At 46.8% G+C, this 18141-nt stretch carries 15 protein-coding genes; 5 read left to right on the forward strand and 10 right to left on the reverse strand.

Annotation, left to right across the window (positions count from 1 at the left end; all coding sequences use genetic code 11):
* Positions 1-225 precede the first annotated feature (225 nt).
* Both QUB11_RS24060 and QUB11_RS24065 read right to left on the reverse strand, forming a co-directional pair.
* The gene (locus QUB11_RS24060) at positions 226-573 is read right to left on the reverse strand and encodes a DUF433 domain-containing protein (protein ID WP_333206301.1); all 348 of its coding nucleotides are present in this window, start codon (positions 571-573) and stop codon (positions 226-228) included.
* Between the two features lie 55 nt (positions 574-628).
* A complete protein-coding gene (locus QUB11_RS24065; RefSeq protein WP_333206300.1) occupies positions 629-1522 on the reverse strand; it encodes an ion channel in 894 nt (297 codons plus the stop codon).
* 112 nt (positions 1523-1634) lie between these two features.
* Between QUB11_RS24065 and QUB11_RS24070 the strand changes: the two genes are divergently transcribed.
* The gene (locus QUB11_RS24070) at positions 1635-1955 is read left to right on the forward strand and encodes a hypothetical protein (RefSeq protein ID WP_333206298.1); all 321 of its coding nucleotides are present in this window, start codon (positions 1635-1637) and stop codon (positions 1953-1955) included.
* Between the two features lie 304 nt (positions 1956-2259).
* Here QUB11_RS24070 and QUB11_RS24075 read toward each other — a convergent pair whose 3' ends face one another.
* From QUB11_RS24075 to QUB11_RS24100, 6 genes are all read right to left on the reverse strand, one after another.
* Positions 2260-3594 (reverse strand): hypothetical protein, encoded by a 1335-nt coding sequence (locus tag QUB11_RS24075; RefSeq protein ID WP_333206297.1) that lies wholly within the window; start codon positions 3592-3594, stop codon positions 2260-2262.
* 549 nt (positions 3595-4143) lie between these two features.
* Positions 4144-4665 (reverse strand): hypothetical protein, encoded by a 522-nt coding sequence (locus tag QUB11_RS24080; RefSeq protein ID WP_333206295.1) that lies wholly within the window; start codon positions 4663-4665, stop codon positions 4144-4146.
* A gap of 287 nt (positions 4666-4952) precedes the next feature.
* The gene (locus QUB11_RS24085) at positions 4953-5303 is read right to left on the reverse strand and encodes a hypothetical protein (protein WP_333206292.1); all 351 of its coding nucleotides are present in this window, start codon (positions 5301-5303) and stop codon (positions 4953-4955) included.
* 387 nt (positions 5304-5690) lie between these two features.
* A complete protein-coding gene (locus QUB11_RS24090; protein ID WP_333206291.1) occupies positions 5691-6791 on the reverse strand; it encodes a saccharopine dehydrogenase NADP-binding domain-containing protein in 1101 nt (366 codons plus the stop codon).
* Between the two features lie 614 nt (positions 6792-7405).
* On the reverse strand, positions 7406-9103 hold the full coding sequence (crtO, locus tag QUB11_RS24095) for a beta-carotene ketolase CrtO (protein WP_333206290.1): 1698 nt from the start codon (positions 9101-9103) through the stop codon (positions 7406-7408).
* 431 nt (positions 9104-9534) lie between these two features.
* The gene (locus QUB11_RS24100) at positions 9535-10635 is read right to left on the reverse strand and encodes a tetratricopeptide repeat protein (protein WP_333206289.1); all 1101 of its coding nucleotides are present in this window, start codon (positions 10633-10635) and stop codon (positions 9535-9537) included.
* Positions 10636-10785: 150 nt separating this feature from the next.
* Between QUB11_RS24100 and QUB11_RS24105 the strand changes: the two genes are divergently transcribed.
* Together QUB11_RS24105 and QUB11_RS24110 are read left to right on the forward strand one after the other, a co-directional pair.
* The gene (locus tag QUB11_RS24105; protein ID WP_172184303.1) at positions 10786-11112 is read left to right on the forward strand and encodes a YbjQ family protein; all 327 of its coding nucleotides are present in this window, start codon (positions 10786-10788) and stop codon (positions 11110-11112) included.
* 270 nt (positions 11113-11382) lie between these two features.
* Complete coding sequence (locus tag QUB11_RS24110) at positions 11383-12006, forward strand: hypothetical protein (protein WP_333206287.1); 624 nt, start codon at positions 11383-11385, stop codon at positions 12004-12006.
* Positions 12007-12260: 254 nt separating this feature from the next.
* On the opposite strand, the gene metH is transcribed toward QUB11_RS24110, so the two are convergent.
* Positions 12261-15992, reverse strand: a complete 3732-nt coding sequence (metH, locus tag QUB11_RS24115) for a methionine synthase (protein ID WP_333206285.1) — start codon at positions 15990-15992, stop codon at positions 12261-12263.
* A 180-nt stretch (positions 15993-16172) separates the two neighbouring features.
* Between metH and QUB11_RS24120 the strand changes: the two genes are divergently transcribed.
* Positions 16173-16547: a hypothetical protein gene (locus QUB11_RS24120; protein ID WP_333206284.1), complete on the forward strand. Its 375-nt coding sequence runs from the start codon at positions 16173-16175 to the stop codon at positions 16545-16547.
* A 156-nt stretch (positions 16548-16703) separates the two neighbouring features.
* On the forward strand, positions 16704-17507 hold the full coding sequence (locus tag QUB11_RS24125; protein ID WP_333206283.1) for a lectin OAA family protein: 804 nt from the start codon (positions 16704-16706) through the stop codon (positions 17505-17507).
* A gap of 162 nt (positions 17508-17669) precedes the next feature.
* On the opposite strand, the gene QUB11_RS31355 is transcribed toward QUB11_RS24125, so the two are convergent.
* On the reverse strand, positions 17670-17825 hold the full coding sequence (locus tag QUB11_RS31355; protein WP_445300795.1) for a serine hydrolase: 156 nt from the start codon (positions 17823-17825) through the stop codon (positions 17670-17672).
* Between the last annotated feature and the right edge of the window lie 316 nt (positions 17826-18141).

Genomic DNA, 18141 nt, shown 5'->3' on the forward strand with positions numbered 1-18141 from the left:
AGATGCCCGTTCCACAAGAAATTCATTCTTTTTTCAAGAACGGGCAAGATGCCCGTTCCACAAGAAATTCATTCTTTTTTCAAGAACGGGCAAGATGCCCGTTCCACAAGAAATTCATTCTTTGTGGAACGGGCATCTTGCCCGTTCATAAAAGCCTGATTTAAAATGGTAAAATATCTCAGTTTTAATGCTTTGTGCGATCGCGGTATAAATATCTGTCACTGTTTATGCCTCTTCCTGTTCTCTAATTGCTGTTTCAATCTCATCAGGATATGCCTCAGCATAAGCCCAAGCATTCGCCAAATCAGCGGCACGCAGAGTCGGATAGTCTTCTAGGAGTTCAGCTTCAGAAATACCTAAACGGCGAGCATTCACCAGCACCCAAACAGGAATTCGCGTTTGTCTGATGCAAGCATCGCCGCCGCACACGCCGGGAGTCTTTTGAATTCCCGACCCAAATTTTCTTAAACTTTGGGCTAGTAATTCTATAACTTGAGCCTTCTCTTCGGGAGTTAAAGCTAAGAGTTGCGGTTGCAATTCTTTCAGTGTCGTATTTGCAGTTATTGAGTTCATAAATATTAATTTGTTTTGCCATACAGGTATTCTAGCACTGGCTCAATCCAAACTTTCATTCCACAGGCTTCACATCGTGAAACCGAGTATAATCAACCACCCGCCCTCCCGTCGCCGATTTCAAAAGAATATCTACAAATCGCATATTCCACATAATTTCCGAGGCAACAAAAGAATGTCGCGCATGAATAGTTTGCGAAACTGTTTCGTCAATTCCTGTTAAAGTAATTACAATTTCCGCTTGCTGTTCCATCAAGTCTTGGGCAGTAAGTTGGTACAAAGGACTGCTCTCGTCAATTGCGTGCATAACCGTCCAAGTTAAGGCAAAAACCGGAGAGTGACTCCGCATCAATTGCAAATCGTAAAAACGCCGCATAAATTCTCCTTCCGGTGTTACCTCGTCACGGATCAAAGTAGCTCGCTGCTGCGCTTCTAAAATTTGGTTAAAACGCTGATTTGCCGTGCGGTACATCAGAGTCGGAACGCCGTTGAAAGGAGCGATCACAGCTACGCGGCTGAAGATAACTCTAGCTGTTGGTCTGGAAAATCTCGAAAAAGCCAGTCCCGTCACCATCGCTACTCCCCACAAACCAAAAAGCGCTTGGATCGCGACTATAGTATTAGCGTAATCCGTGCGCGGATACATAGCGCCGTAGCCGATCGTCGCCATTGTTTGCACGCTGAAATAAAAGGCATCTTGGAAAGAACCCGGCCGCGCGTTAGCAATGCAATCTCCTCCCGCCAAGTAAGCTAAGGCAAATAAAGAATTTGTGACTGTATAGGAGAGACAAATGAGTATGAAAAATCGCGGCCAAGAAAGAGTTAGCAGCCTGTGGTAGAGGTCGGCAAAATGCAGGCGAGGTACTCCCAACTTAACAATATTTAAGGGCAATTGTCCTTGGCGACTGACTAAACGAGCCTGTGGCTGGTGGTTGCGGTTGATTTTCATTGCGATTTGTAACTGCGGCTGTTTCAATTTGTAACTATTGCTTTGACCGGGAAAACTTATCCTTTAGACTGATGTCTGATTCCAAAAATTCGGATAAAAGCGGAGTTTAGAAATGGTTGAGCTTAACTGGCATGACTATCTCGTTATGGTTTCTTTTGTGGCTTCTATTGCGGGTCTAGTCCTGCTGGGTGATAATCGCAACTCGCAGCCAACGGACGAGCGCACTTTGAGCGAGGAAATCCTCATCAAGATGAGCTTTACTTACTGGATAGTGTACTGCATCTCTTTTTTCGGGCTGAAACTTCACCTACCAGAGGATAGCTGGTTATTGCTCAGTTTGAAGCTGACTACGGTTCTTTCTTACTTGTTGACTGCTTCTAGCATACTCAGCCTGCCGCTGCAACGCATGGCTGTCCGACGAGTTGAAGATTAAAAAAAAGTGTTTGTAGTAAGGACTTCAGTTCTTTCGATCGCGGTGAAGAAAAACTAAAGTCCTGACTGCAAAGCTATTTGAGTTATATTACCGGGCAATAAGCTCACAGCTAGCTGTGAGCTTGTTTAATGGTTTATTATCCGAGGGATGCAGACTAACGCGCCCAAAATGGCTAGGGTCGATCGCACTCATACTTGAAATTGCCACTCTCTTCCTGCTTTCCCTTGGCTGCGGCAATCTCATCGAGTATCCCTTGGCCAAGCCGGCGCATTAGGGCATAGCAGTATGCCACGAACTTAGTTGCTTAGGATTTAAAGCCTTTAGAGCTTTTCTTTTTCTCCTGCGGTTTAGACTTTGACTTATTAACTTCGCCTAAAGCTTCCTGAAATAAGTTGTGCAGGTGTACGGGAACGCTGGCAATTTCCGGGAGTTCGGGTTCTAAGGGTTTTTTAAACTCTTGCAGCAAGGCATCTAAATCGCGATCGAGCTGAAAGTCTGTACGTTCCAATACAGTTTGCAAAATTTGTTCTAATTTCGCTGGATTAACTTTAGCTAACCGTTGCCAAATCCAGACATTAATTGCAGGATCTTCTAGATAGTTACGCACCAGCTTTTCGTAACCGGGAACGGTTGAAAAGTCTGCGGCTGCTAGCAGTGCAGTAAATTGAGCGTAAGTAGACAAAAAGGTTTGTCCCCAGCGAGGATGAGAAAGTGCACTCACCTGTTCAGCTTTCTTGAAGCGATCGGGCAATTCGACTTTCGGCATTACCATTTTTGCACTAGCATTGCTGTCGAGCATTACCTCAACTGCGTTAGCATCGGCACCTGCTGCCGCGATGGCTGCTGCTTTGACTTCTTCTCGATCGACTCCGGCATCTTCAACGATATCCGCCAGAGATTTACTTCCATCAACGCCGATATCCGCTAGGCGTTTTTTAGTGATGAATTCCTGAAATTCAGCCAACTGTTTATTCAGGTGATACCCCGATAGCGTCAATTCATCACTACCAAAAAATTCGGTAAAATCTTCGTGGTAGTGTTCTACCGACTGCCAAGCTTGCTCTAACAATTCCGGCGCATCGCTGTACAGGTTCTGTTTGTGATTTTGCTTGAAATTGCCGATCGCCACCGCCAACTTCGGCTTACCCAATTTCCCCATCAGGATGGGAGAGCTCGAAAGTATCCACCAGTCATCGGTGAGGGGAGAAATCCGAGCCCGCAAGATTTCTCCTAACTTAAAGCGAGACATTTCTGCAAGAAAATTAGGACTGTTGGGCTTGACAACGTAGTGCTTTGCCGTCAGCCAGTTCATCAGTTCAAACCTGTCGGGGAAAAGTTGAGTGATTTCAAATAAGCCTGTGAAGCTTCTGTGCTCCCAACTTTCCAGCAAGCTACGATCGCTCTCGGTTAAATCTGGCTGACTTTCGACAAATAGGTCGATCGGCGTTTTCTCTCCGACTTTACCCTCGACTGTAAAACTGTCAATCACTTGATTTTGCTGAGCAATATCGTAGCGCTCGCCGGTCGATCGAGCTGCAGCATAAGCTTCCAAAGCTACCGCCAACTCTCCCTCAGCATCTAGAACAAAGTCAATTAAATTTTGCTTGAGTGTCCAAGCTCTTTCCAGCATTTCATCCACAAGTAATACCAATTTTGAATGAGAGGATTTAGATTAACAATTATCGGACTTGAAGCCACCGACGCTTTACGATCCGGCTGCGATTGAAGAAAGCGCATCGCGAACAGTGACAAAAATTTGCGATCGATGCCTCAGTCCTGAATAAGTTTAATTTTAAGGCTAATAGTTAAAAAAAAATGTTAATCTCAAACGGAAGCATCCCAATTTTGTAAAAAGCGTTTATTAGGAGTGCGATCGTCCCGCACAGCAAAGCCTCTACGTCTCTAGCGAGTTCTTACAGCGAACAGTCCTGTGAAATAAAAATCGTGCTAAAAAATGCGATTTCAAGGGAGCATAAAAATACCCTCTCCGATGTAGAGAGGGGCTGAAAATCCCCAAAAACTTCGCTAAACTCGCGTTAAAAACTTTGCAACCTCTCAACAACAGTCCAAAACGCAGCAGCCGGGTTTTTTTTGATCAAACACTTCTCCATTCCGGTACCCGGCTAAAAATAACCGGAACGCTTGAGTTTGTGTGTCTGCAAGACTGAGAAATACTTGGCGTATGCCTTTAGCGGCCGTCTTTGTCAATGTCACCAGGAACAGCGCGTTCCACCCGATCCCAAGCGTCGCGCGTGGCGTGCTTAGCTTTTTCCCAATTCACATTAGACTTGCCGCGATTTGTTTCGTAGTCGCGCTGCAAATCCGGTTCGATCTCGTGGTATTTCTTACCAGTAGCGCCATAGCGGGTGTATCCCTCATAACCAGTGCGGTATGCAGGCTGATAGTCTTCGTAAGTCGTGTTCGTGTCCACGTAAGGACGGGAACTGTAGTTGCTTTGCCAGTAAGCATCTTCTACCGTGGGGTCGATCGCCTCGCCCACACCTTTGCCCACCAAACCGCCGCTAAACGAACCCACAACAGCGCCCACAACTGCTCCTACAGGCCCGCCGATGGCACCGCCGATCGCAGCACCCGCAGCACCCGCACTCGCCGCACCAATACCCGTTGCGACTGGATGAGCTCCCTTTTCCCCGGAAATCGGGTCTAGGTTAGCATCAGGTTCATGTACCGTTTTTTTGTCATCGCTCATGATATTTTTTTCCTTTTATCTAAATGTAACTATTATTAAACTTAGCTTTTAAATTCATATTTATTCATCTGCCTTAAGGATGAAGCTGCTAGCTTCAAAAGGAGGGAAATGAGAACATAGTTCTCGATTCAAAAACGAGTTTTACACGCTACTCTCAAGCAATAAGGTGCGCCGAGGCGCACCCTAGATAATTATTTTCAAGTGAGTTCTGAACTCGGCTCAATTGTCTACTCACTGAAGCTGTGTATTTACCAGCAACTTGAGTTAGATATAAATCTCTTGATTTATTAGTTGCCCGTGACCTTTTCGATCAAATCTTCAGCTTTTTGAACTATGCCTTCTTGCGGGTGTTCTCCCTTGTACTCCTTTAAGCTTTCGTCGTAAGCTTTCTCAACCTTGGCAGGATTTTGAGAGGTTTTGACTATTTCATCGTAAGCTGCTTGGGGATTGAGATCCTCGAAACTTTCTGCGGGGTCAGTCATTTTAGCTTCTGGCGGCGCCTGAGTTCTGTCTTGACCTGCGTAAGCAGCCTGACTGGGTACTACCGCTAGACTTAGCAGACCAATGAAAGCCAGCGTACACACCAGCAAAATGCTTTGGCTCAATGTTTTTCCGAGAGCTTTTAAAACCCGCTTCATATCAACTTCTCCTCGTATTTTTCCGCAAAAATTATGGTGTTTGTCGCCCCTTCACTGCGATCGCACATTTACAACCTTGGTTCAAGCGCAATCTTTGTCGCAGCTACCGCATCTAGAGCGAGCCAAAAGGGATGTTTCCCGTGACATCCCATATCTTAGGCGCCTGCTTGTTACTATTACTTCTACCAAAAGATAGATTAGTTAGACAAGCGGAACTCCTCTCCTATCAGGGGCGATCGCAATTCTTCCGAAGAACCCTATCTAGGGGTTTTCCCATCAATTACGAAGCCCCTGACTCTTCTTTTTTCGCGCGTCTTTCGCGTCTTCGCCGAGCGGGAAAACATCCCATTTTCCAACATTTTAAATTTCTATAAATAACCTAAGTAACTACAAAAGAACCTGCTCTATGTCTAGGTTTCTGTTCTGCATAGCTCGTTCAAATAGCTCAGTAGAAAGAGCTTGTTCGACCGACCAAACGCCTGGTTTATCCAGCTTTCCTTCTAACATTAATTGAGCTATGCTGCCAGTACCAATGCCCGTAGCGACGGCAGCACTGGGGTGTATCGCTGTCGAGCAAACTTTAGCGGGTTGACCGTTTTTGAGACCGGTCACTTGCGATCGCACTGCCACACCAACCCCACTAAAACTATTAGTAACACTGGTCATCCCGTAACTGACGTAGGAGAGAAATTCAATCACAGAGTTATTTTTGAGCCAGCTAGCCGGCCAATACTTGGCAACAAACCAGGTAAGGTGATTGTAAAGGTCGGGAGACGTACCGAATTTAGTCACAACTGATTTGACGGGGAAAGTTTCGGGCAAAGTGATTGCTTCCGGCATATCGAACCAGTAAACCCCTGTTTTGCCGTAGGGTGCGGGAAATTCAATCGTTTCGCGATCGCTGTAGGGTTGTACTTGCTGCCACTTGCCGTCTGCCCAAACCTCAAAAGGCGTTTGCAAGCCTAAAAAAGTGGTTCTCATGACGGTAACACCAGCACCGCCCGAACCTCCGACTACATAACTCAAATGGATGTGTTCTGCTTCATCTAATTGTTCCACATCTCGGCGCACCATGCTGTTAGAAACACCGGGAAAAATGCCCGTATTAATAATAGCAGTAACCCCAGCATTTTTAGCGGCTTCGCGCAATTCTAAAGCCCTGCGAGTAAAACTGCGGCTGTCACTGACATCAGTATAATTAACACCTGCTTCGATGCAAGTTTTCAGCACGCCAGCGTCTCGGTAGTGAAAAGGCCCCGCACAGTGAACGACAAGATTAGACTGTGAAACTGCTTTTTGCAGGGCTGCACTGTCCGCTAAATCAAAAGTTTGGTACTGCACCCGATCCGGCGGCAACCCCGGCCCAATAGAGGCTTCAGAGTTGCGTCCAGTAACGGTAATTTCCGCGTCGGTATGGGTAACAAGGTCTTGGGCAACGCTGCTGCCAATTCGTCCCCGCCCGCCGACAATCAAAACTCGGTTTGCCATCGCTAAAAAAAGGGTAACGCCATCTTTCAGTCTCTCAACTTGGGACCGGTCTTTTCATCCACATAAAGTATGAATTTTATGAGAATGCGAGATGGTGGGGATCGGTGGCGATCGCCCTGATATGCCGATGGGGAGCGACTTCTACCAGGGACTTGCCTGTTCTGCTTTCATTAGAGGTTTGGCTGCGACACTAAGTTTAAAAATGCCTTCCGCGTTAACTTGTTCTTCTAATATTGAGAATTGAGAATTTTATCAATGGAATATGCTCTCGGATGCAAAAATATTTTAACAGATTAGAGGGAACGTGAACCACCGCCAGCGCTCGCGAAAGATGCACCAGATTTAAAAAGGGTAGTCCTGGACGCAGGGGTGGTCAGAAACCGGGTTTTTGCGAAAATACTGTATCCAGACCTTTAAAACTGGTAAAAACCCGGTTTCTTTGGTATTTATGCGTCCAGGACTAAATGGTATTAATAGCGATCGCAAATCGTTTTCCCTTCACAGGGAATCAACCAGAAAAAATTATCGCACTTGCACACTGATAAATCAATACAAACAAACGCAGATGTGATTCATCTGCGTTCATCTGCCCTCATCTGCGGTTGCTAAAAATCTTACTTCTCATTACTCCGAAATATCGACTTACCCTTCGCTTTCAGAGTATTAGCTGCATCTGCGAAAGTCTGCGCGAAAGGCTGCTGCGAGTGCATGAAAACGCGAGCAGTATTGCGTCCCGGCATCCCCGAAATCGAGCCGCCCGGATGCGTTCCCGCCCCCGTCAGAAACAAACCGTCGATCGGCGTTTTGTAATTCGCCAACTCCGGTAAAGGACGGAAAAATATCATCTGATCCAGCGTCATATCAACGTGGTAATAATTCCCCTTCAAAGCCCCCAAACGCTCTCCCAATTCGGCCGGACTTTCCACGCGACGGCCGATAATTGAATTCTTGATATTTGGCGCGTATTCTGCTAATTTATCAATGCAGCGATCGGCAACTTTGTTTTTCAGCTCATCCGTCCAACCCGTACCGTGCTGGCCGGTTCCTTCAGCATTTTCGATCATGTAAGGAGCAAAAAATTCAATCCAAGCTGTATGGTGTCCGGGAGGAGCCATTGACGGGTCTCGTACCGTCGGAAACACCACATACATCGACGGATCGGAGTCAGGGATTCTGCCGATTGAAGGCTCGCTGTGAGAAATTTCAACGTGTCTCACCGAGTCGGCAATTAAAACCGAACCGATTAAATATTCGTCCCGATGATTCCAGCGATCGAACTTGGGCATTTCATTGAGAGCTAAGTCTATTTTGAGAATAGTCTCGTTGTTGTTAACAATTTTGCGCTCCAATCTTTCCCGCAAATCCGGGTCAGCACTGTCAACATCGCTGGAGTCCATTAAGTGCAGAAACAAGCGCTTAGCATCAATATTAGAAATGACACCTTTTGTAGCGCGGTATTCCGTGCCGTTAGCAACTCGAACTCCCACAGCGCGACCATCATCAACTAATATTTTCTCGACGTGCTGGTCGGTAAGTACCACACCTGAATAGCTTTTCACTAAATTGAGCAGCGCTTGCACTAATGCACCCGTCCCGCCGCGCGGTCTTGCCATGCCGGGATTGTGCCTCATTGCTAGCATAATTGCGCCTACCGCCAGGGTTTTTTGCGAAGGAGGCGCGCCGAGTTCTGCGGCTAATCTTGCTAGGGGTGCTTTGATAAATTCCTCGTCAAACCACTCGTTGAGAAGGTCTTCAGCGCTGGTGAGCATCGTGCGAATAAAGTCCAGCGTTTTGTCGGGGGAACCGATGACTGACAATAAATCTTTTATCTTTGAAATATCGTAGTTGCCCAAAATATCTATGATGGATTTTGGTGGCGCATTAAACATCGGAACCATTGCCCCTAAAGCCCGCTGCCAAAAGTCTGTATATTCGGCATATTTTTTAGCATCGCGCTCGTTGTAGCGGGCAATTTCAGCACAAGTTTTTTCTACGGACTTGTGCGCTAAGAAATATTTGCCATCGGGATGCGGACAAAAGGCCACTGGATCGCAGAAAAGATATTCTAAACCGTATTTTTCCAGTTCTAATTCTTCTACAACTGGCCCTAAATGGATAAACTCGTGGTCGATCGCGCAAAGGTTGAATTTAAAATCCGGCAATTCGGGAATCGCAGCTTCAGTAGTGGCCGCGCCTCCGGGAACCGAACGTTTTTCTAACAACAGGACGGTATATCCAGCTTTCAGCAGATAAGAGGCGCAGACCAGTCCGTTGTGACCTGCTCCTATGATAATCACGTCATACGTTTGCATAGATGAAGCTCTGGGGATAGGATATTTTGCTCATTTTACAAATGTTAACAACTTTGCCGTCTCTACCAATAGAAATAGATTCATTGTCAGTAAGCCTTTTTAGCATATTACAAAAGATGGAGCTTTGACAAAATGCTGTTGTGCGATCGCCCTTATTTCTTCTTAAACTTACAGAGCGATCGCCCTTCTCCAATCGCGCCAATATTGTACTCTATTTAGCCACATTTATCTGCATTCAATTAAAAACTTAAGCAAACGAAGTAAGAAGGAAGAAGGAACAGGAAAGGGGCCTAGGCAATAGGGAATAGAAACAGTTTTGAGATTGCTTCTTTCCTTGCAACAAGGCGGGTTGAAGGAGTTAAGCCCTAGGAAAATTACTTACTCCACACTCAAAACTGCTAGCCAATTACCTATTAGTACATTGAGACATATTACTTTAGTTGCTGGAGCGCCGCCTCAGCTTTTTTTGCACCATCATTGTTGCCTTGTTGGCGGTAAGTGTCGAGGGCTTGTTGAAAAGCTTCAATTGCTTCGGATTTGCGATCGCGCGCTTTGAGTGCCGTACCCATATTGTAATAAGCTTCTGCCCGGTTTGGATCAAGCTTAATCACTCGACGAAAAGTGGTAATCGCTCCTAAAAAATCTTGTTTTTTCAGTTGAATTTCCCCAATTCCTGCGTGTGCTTCCACTAAATTAGGTCGCACCGCAATAGCCCGCTGATAAGCTATAAGCGCTCCATCGAAGTCGTTTTGAGCCTTGAGAAGTTCGCCAATTTCTAACTGCACTTCTGAATTCCGGGGCTCCAATTTGGCAGCTTCTTCAAAAGCTGCTAGCCCTTCGGAAGTATAGCCGGCACGCAGCAAAGCAGTGCCTAATTTTAACTGGACACCGGCTTGTTTGGGAGCGAGTTCGGCTGCTTGTTGGAGTACGGTGACAGCACTGGCAAAACTTCCCTGCTGGATCAATACTAAACCCATTGAAGAATAAGCTTGCCAACTTTTCGGATCGAGGGCGATCGCCTCTTGGTATGCTTTAAAAGCACCGCTGTAATCTTTTTGCTGAAAGAGTACCACTCCCAGACCGATCCGGGCATTGACATTTTTGCGATCGAGCGCAGCGGCGCGGCGGTAAGCTGTGGCTGCTGCGGGATAGTTTTGCAAATTCGCCATAGCATATCCCAATGCGTATTGGAAGTCAGCATTCTTCGGTTCAAGACCGATCGCTTGTTGGTAAAATTCTACTGAGGCTTGATAGTTGCCCTGACGGGCTTCTAAATAGCCAATACCAGAAAAAATGCGCGGATTTTCCGTATCTAAACGCGCCGCTTCCTGATAAATGGCGATCGCCTTACTGTAGTCTCCTAAATCTACCAACTCGCGCCCTTGTCGCAGCAGAGCATCTAAATTTGAATCATTTTGAGGGTTGACTTGAACGACTGTTTCTGCTGAGAGCGCTATCTGCGGCGCTGCGACAGCCAATCCTGCTACTAGCAACGTACTGAATACCAAGAGACTTTGTTTGTACACGGCCATTTGTTTCAAAGAGTGTGTGGAATGAAAGAGCGAGTGGCTGTCACCTTGTTAAGCTGACAGCTTAGGGTTTACCAGGAATGTTTGAGCGGGGAGATGTAGTAAATCTACAGAACAAGACCCACTCAAAATTTTCGCGATTGAGGCCAACTGATGATTGTAACAACAACTGATATCATCCAAGGAGCAGAAATTCAATCTTACCTGGGAATTGTAACTGCTGAGGTTGTCTACGGCACCAATGCCCTGCGAGACTTCTTCGCGGGCATTCGCGACATCATCGGCGGGCGCACCGGCAGTTACGAGGAAGTGTTTCTCAAAGGACAGCGAGATGCCCTCGCGGAACTGGAAAAACGGGCCCAGCGCCTCGGCGCCAATGCCGTAATCGGGGTGGAAGTGGACACCGGCACGATTAATGTAGACTCCAGCGGGGCTTTGCTGCTGATTACTGCCGTGGGAACGGCTGTAAGATTGCGTTAAGCTGTCTTTCCTTTATACGTCCGCATTTCCTGTATACGTGCGGGAACTTTTCTAACGGGATAAAATAGTTATTAGTCATCAGTCATCAGTCATCAGTCATTAGCTAATAGCGACTGGCGCGCGGGCTGATGACTTTTTCGTTTCTTTCTTCAGACATAGATACTGGTTATTTCCCCAGGCAGATATAGTTTTTATCAATCTCAGCCACAATCAATGCTTAGGTGAAAGATTGTTAAAAATTAAAGCAAGTCTCAGAGGAAAGAAAAACCTATGTCATACGTAAATAGACCTGTAGATAACGTTGGTACCGAACCCGTGGTCGTAAATTCAGTGATGGAATACCACGATCGAGTACGTTGGGGCCCGATTTTTTCAGGTTTGGTAATTGCGATCGGCACACAACTGGTGTTAAGTGCATTGGGCGCTGCGATCGGGTTGAGCAACATTGCTAATTCAGGAGCTCCGCGCAGTATTTCAGGCGACGTGGGTACCGGCGTTGGAATTTGGTCAATTATCAGTTTGTTAATTAGCTTAGCAGTTGGCGGTTGGGTAACTGCTCGCGCTTGCGGCCCGATGAACCGCAACACAGCACTTTTGAACGGAGCAATTTTGTGGGCAACTACCTTAACAATTGGCTCTTGGCTGTTAGCAAATGGCGTGGCCGGCACTTTTGGCGTAATAGCTGCGAATGCGGGAGAAGCACTTAATCAAGCGCAGCAAAGCGGGGTCGATTTGCCGAACCGAGCACCTAACGTATCTGCTCAGGATACTCGCAATATTGCTGGTAATGCTGCAAAAGCTGGTTGGTCGTTTTTGTTCGGCTCGCTATTGGGTTTAGTTGCTGCGATGGTAGGAGCATCTGCCGGCGCGCGCACTCCCCGGAATTACTCATAAAATTTTCGTCAGATACGGAAAGTTTATATTTATGAAAGCACTTTTTTTAAGGTGCTTTTTTGTTGGTTTAATTGGTGAACTATTTTTGTATTGTTGGCAGGTTATACCTGAAAACGCATTTTTTGAGGCTCGGCATCCCGGTTTTTAAAGGGAGGCAGAGCCTCCAGATCTTTGTTCCCAGGCAGAGAGAGCCTGGGAACGAGGATAATGAACGATCAAAGCGAGAGAAAGGTGCTTATAGCGTACCCTACGAATTAAGCGCTGAAGTATTTGGCGGCTGGGTGATAGGTGATAATTGCGGTTGTTGATTGTTCGGGATAAAGTTGTTCGCTTTCATCCATGTAGAGGTTGATACGATCGCACTTTAACAATTCCAGTTGCTTATACTGATCCCCCATGTTCGGACAAGCAGGATAGCCGAAACTGTACCGCGAACCGCGATATCTTTGGGCTAGCATATCGCGAATGTTGTCCGGTTCTTCGCTACCAAAGCCCAATTCCCGGCGAATTCGGGCGTGAGTCCACTCTGCTATTGCTTCCGCTGTCTGTACCGCTAACCCGTGAAAGTAGAGATAGTCCGTATATTGATTGTTAGCAAATAGCTTTTGCGCGTACTCTGTAGCAATTTCTCCCACTGTCGCTACTTGCATCGGAAATACATCGATTTTACCGGATTCTTTGGGCGCAAAGAAGTCGGCAATGCACAGCCGGCGCGCCGATTTTTGCCGGGGAAATGTGAATGTTGCAGCCACAGGCAAGATGCCTGTGCCACTTTCTGTTGCAGCCACAGGCAAGATGCCTGTGCCACTTTCTGTTGCAGTCACAGGCAAGATGCCTGTGCCACTTTCTGTTGCAGCCACAGGCAAGATGCCTGTGCCACTTTCTGTTGTGGGGTGGGCATCTTGCCCGCCACTGATTATTGTTTGCCCGCCACTGATTATTGTTTGCCCGCCCTTCATAATTTCTGGGTCGTACAAATGCAAAGAATTGCCTTCAGCTTGACAGGGGAAATACCCGTAAATTGCTTGCGGCTGCAGTAAATTTTCGGTGATAATTTTGTGTTTCCACTCTTCCAAGATGGGATAAACTTTCTCAGCTAAGAAAGCGTCGTATTCTTCCCGCGATTGGTCTTTTGGCTTACGGAACTGCCACTGACCGGCAACTAAAGCTTGCAAATCTAAGTGCCAGAAAATCTCCTCAAAGGGGATGTCTTCTCCCTGCAACAGTTTCGTTCCCCAGAAGGGAGGATTCGGGCGATCGATATCTGCTGCCACTGCTTCGGATCGCCTGGTATCTATCACCACAGGAGTGTCTGCTTTCTTCGCATCTTCTACAGAAGTTTCTGGCGCAGTTTTAGCTTCTTTAACCGCCCCATTATCATGCCCGATTTCATCTAAAAATCCTTGCAAGTCTTCCCATTTACCAGCAGATTTTGCAGGCATGAGTTTGTCCATAAAGTGCAAGTCGGAAAACGCATCTTTGCCGTAAACGACTTTACCTTTGTAGGTATTTTGGCAGTCTTCATGTACAAACTTGGGAGTCAAAGCCGCGCCGCCCAAAATTACCGGAACTGTGATTCCTTTCTGGTTGAATACTTCCAGATTTTCTTTCATGAATGCGGTGGATTTTACCAGCAAGCCACTCATGGCAATACAGTCGGCTTTGTGCTTTTCGTAAGCTTCGATGATATTGTCAACTGACTGTTTAATACCCAAGTTAATCACTCGGTAGCCGTTGTTTGATAGGATAATATCAACCAAGTTTTTGCCGATATCGTGAACGTCGCCTTTGACAGTAGCGATGATGAATGTGCCTTTGGCATTGTCCCCGGATTCGGACTTTTCCATGTGCGGTTCTAAATAGGCAACTGCCGCTTTCATTGTTTCTGCTGACTGCAATACAAATGGCAGTTGCATTTGTCCCGAACCGAACAATTCTCCGACTACTTTCATGCCGTCTAGCAAGAAGGTATTAATAATGTGGAGGGGCGGATAGGTTTCTAATGCTTTGGCGAGTTGGATATCTAGTCCAATGCGTTCGCCGTCGATGATGTGCTGCTTGAGGCGTTCTTCTACCGGAAGGCTTGCGTCTTCTGTACGATCGCGCTTTGTAGTTTTGCCCGCAAACACCGTTGTCAGCTCGCCCAAGGGGTCGTAAACGCAAATATCGCCGTCAAACTCCCGTTCGTCGTAAATCAGTTTACGGCAGATTTCTTGGTGTTTGGTGTCGATTTTGGCGAGGGGCAAAATCTTATTGGCGCTGACAATTGCCGAGTCCATCCCCGCTTGCATTGCTTCGTGCAAAAACATGGAATTCAAAACTTGCCGCGCCGCCGGATTCAAGCCGAAGGAGATGTTAGAAACTCCTAAAATTACGTGACATCCTGGTAATTCTTGGCGGATGCGGCGGATGGATTCGATGGTAGCTTTGCCGTTTTTTCTGTCTTCTTCTATCCCGGTAGAAATTGGCAAAGCTAGGGTGTCAAAAAAGATTTCCTCGGCGGGAATTCCGTAGGCGACGGCGGCGTTATAGGCGCGCTGGGCGATCGCAAATTTTTGGTCAGCAGTTCTGGCCATCCCGTCTTCATCAATTGTACCGATAACTATGCCCGCGCCGTATTTTTTCGCCAACTCCAAAACTTGATAAAAACGCGGTTCTCCGTCTTCGTAGTTAGTGGAATTCAGCAAACATTTGCCGCCCGCAACTTTTAAGCCTGCTTCCATCTTTTCCCATTCGGTGGAATCCAGCATTAAAGGGAGAGTGGCATTAGTCACAACGCGGGAAACTAATTCTTTCATGTCTCGCACGCCGTCGCGGCCGACATAATCAACGTTGATATCGAGAATGTGCGCGCCTTCTCGCACTTGTTCCCTCGCCATTGCGACTAAACCGTCCCAGTCTTCGGCGTTTAGCAAATCGCGGCATTTTTTGGAACCGCTGGCGTTGAGTCTTTCGCCGACAATTAAGAAGGAATTCTCTTGTTCGTAGGGTTGGGCGCTATAAATTGAAGCGGCGGAAGGTTCCCAAGTAATTTCGCGGATTTTGGGTTTAAGAGTTTTGCCAATTTCTGATAGTTCGCGGATGTGATCGTAGCGGGTGCCGCAGCAGCCACCGATGACTTGCACGCCTAAGTCTTCGACAAAGCGCATCAAGGCCATTTTTAATTCTATTGGCGTGAGTTTGTAGTGCGCGTGGCCGCCGATGTTTTCGGGTAAACCGGCGTTGGGAACGCAGGAAACGACGAAGGGCGAATGTTCGGAAAGGTATTTGACGTGTTCGGCCATGCGATCGGGCCCGGTGGCGCAGTTGAGGCCTAAAATGTCGATCGGGTACGGCTGCAAAATGGCTAGGGCGGCGCTGATGTCGGAACCGACTAACATTGTGCCGGTGGCTTCCATTGTGACTGATACCATTAACGGAATTCGCGCACCTTTTTTCTTAAATACTTCTTCAATGGCATTTAATGCTGATTTAATTTGCAGCACATCTTGACAAGTTTCGACAATAAATAAGTCAACGCCGCCGTCATAAAGTCCTTCTGCTTGTTCGGTAAAAGCGGCGGTGAGTGTGTCGAAATCGATGTGTCCTAATGTTGGCAATTTGGTGCCGGGCCCGATCGATCCTGCGACAAATCGAGGTTTTTCTGGTGTGGAAAATTCGGCGGCGATACCCTTGGCGAGTTCGGCCGCAGTTTTGTTGAGATAATATGCTTTGTCTGCTAAATCGTATTCGGCGAGCACGATGGAAGCAGCGCCGAAGGTGTCTGTTTCGATGACATCAGCCCCTGCTTCGAGGAATCCCCGGTGCACGTTGGCGACGGCTTCGGGTTTGGTGTGGACGAGATATTCGTTGCAGCCTTCGTATTCTTTGCCGCCAAAGTCTTCTGCGGTGAGGTTTTGGACTTGCAGGTTGGTTCCCATCGCGCCGTCGAAGACGATGACGGGGCGCGAGGGGTGGTGGAGTCGATCGAGGAATCTGCTATTCATAAGCGGTCAAAAAAAACGCAGGTGCTATATATTTACAATTTTATCTATTGTGCAATATTGTCAACAATTATGTGACTGTTGGCAAATGGCTAATGACTATGCCGATTTGAGATTTGGGATTTGGGATTTTGAATAAAAAAAAACCAGCCCCCGGATTCATTCCCACGCGCAGGCTGACTGATGGGGACAATCCCCAATCTCAAATCCGATGACAATAGTTCGATCGTACCTGTAAGTGTGCGGGAAATGTCAGATTATTTCGAGGATGCTGTTGTGCGTGGAGATTTGGGGGAGAAGCGGGTGATTATAGGCTGCGAGGGGTTTTTCCGCTTAACTTTTGAGGATTTTGGCGAAAATGCGATCGAAATAATTAAACGAGTGATGTTAAAGGGCGATCGAATTCTCGGCTATCTTGTAATTATGCTGATAAGTGCGATCGCGATCGCTACTCCTGGTACAAGCCATTGTTTGAATGTTTCTTCTAATAATAAACGAAATTGGCTCAGATTCCATTGGCTGTTCATCAAAAGTCTCTTTGATGCAGTGAACCGATAGCTGATTGAATGGTAAGTGACAAAGAAGCGATAGCGAATGGAATTAAGTCAGTACGTGCAAAGCTATCCTTCTGGATAACTCGAAAAATTCACGAATTGGGTTTTGAGATCGTATTAAGGATGTAGAAACAACCAATATTACTACATCAAGAAAATTATGACGTTATACCAAGTGCAAAATCAATGGGGTGGCTCATCTGCTCCTTGGAATGAAGGTGGTACATGGGTAATCGGTAGTCGTCCTAACCAAAACGTTGTCGCTATCAATGTTAAGTCTGTTGATGGCGGACAAACCCTCAACGGCACCATGACCTATGCTGGAGAAGGGCCGATTGGCTTTCGAGCTACCCGCTCTGGCAGTAATACTTACACAGTTGAGAACCAATGGGGAGGGGCTGCTGCACCTTGGAATCCAGGAGGCGATTGGGTGATCGGTTCCCGCACTAACCAGAATGTGGTCGAACTAAACCTAAAATCTGATGACGGTGGTAAAACTCTGACTGGCAGCATGACCTATGCTGGAGAAGGGCCGATTGGCTTTCGAGCTACCTTCTTTAGTAATATTTACACGGTTGAGAACCAATGGGGAGGGACTACCGCGCCTTGGAATCCAGGAGGTGAATGGGCGATCGGTGGTCGCACTAACCAGAACGTTGTCGCTATCAATGTTAAGTCTGTTGATGGCGGACAAACCCTCAACGGCACCATGACCTATGCTGGAGAAGGGCCGATTGGCTTTCGAGCTACCCGCTCTGACAGTAATACTTACACAGTTGAGAACCAATGGGGAGGGGCTACTGCACCTTGGAATCCAGGAGGCAAATGGGTGATCGGTTCCCGCGCTAACCAAAATGTGGTCGAACTAAACCTAAAATCTGATGACGGTGGTAAAACTCTGACTGGCAGCATGACTTATGCTGGAGAAGGGCCGATTGGGTTCAAGGGGCAACGAAAATCCTGAACCCCTTTGAATTTAAGCTTTTGGCTCGGTTTGCCTACAGAGATATTTCAGCTTATTGACACCAAAGCTTGACCTGACGGGACAACAACAATCGGTCAACCCCACACGCAGTAAAGGGTTGACCGATTGTTTTCAAAAAAAATAGGTTTCCTATTGCAATTGTCAGTTGGGCAAAAACTCTCGAATCGATCGATCCCAATCTAATTGACCGTCATCCACTAGCAAGCCGATAGTCATGGCGGTGAGGGCTTTGGTGCAAGAGGCAATGGGGAAACGGTTTCCGGTGTAACGGGTAAATTCTGCTCTACATTTCTTAATCCGAAGCCTTCACAGAGGATGATTTGGTCATTTTGGATGATGGCGATCGCTTTTCCTGGGACAAATCATTGTTGAAGAATTTTTCTTTCATTTCAGGGAAAATGATCGCTTTTCTTTGGGGAAGCGATCGCTTTTTGGTTGAGATAAAGGGCGATCGCTACTCCTGGCCCAAGCCATTGTTTGAGTGTTTCTTCTACGAATGGACAGAATGCGATCAGCTCCCATTAGTTGTTCATTAGAACCCACATTCCGCAGATGTGATTATCTTACTGGTATTTTTCAAAAATCAAAGCCATAAAGCTTTTTTTAGTCTAAC

It is taken from the genome of Microcoleus sp. B6-A1 (genome assembly GCF_036705085.1).
In the GTDB taxonomy this organism is placed as follows: Bacteria; Cyanobacteriota; Cyanobacteriia; order Cyanobacteriales; family Microcoleaceae; genus Microcoleus.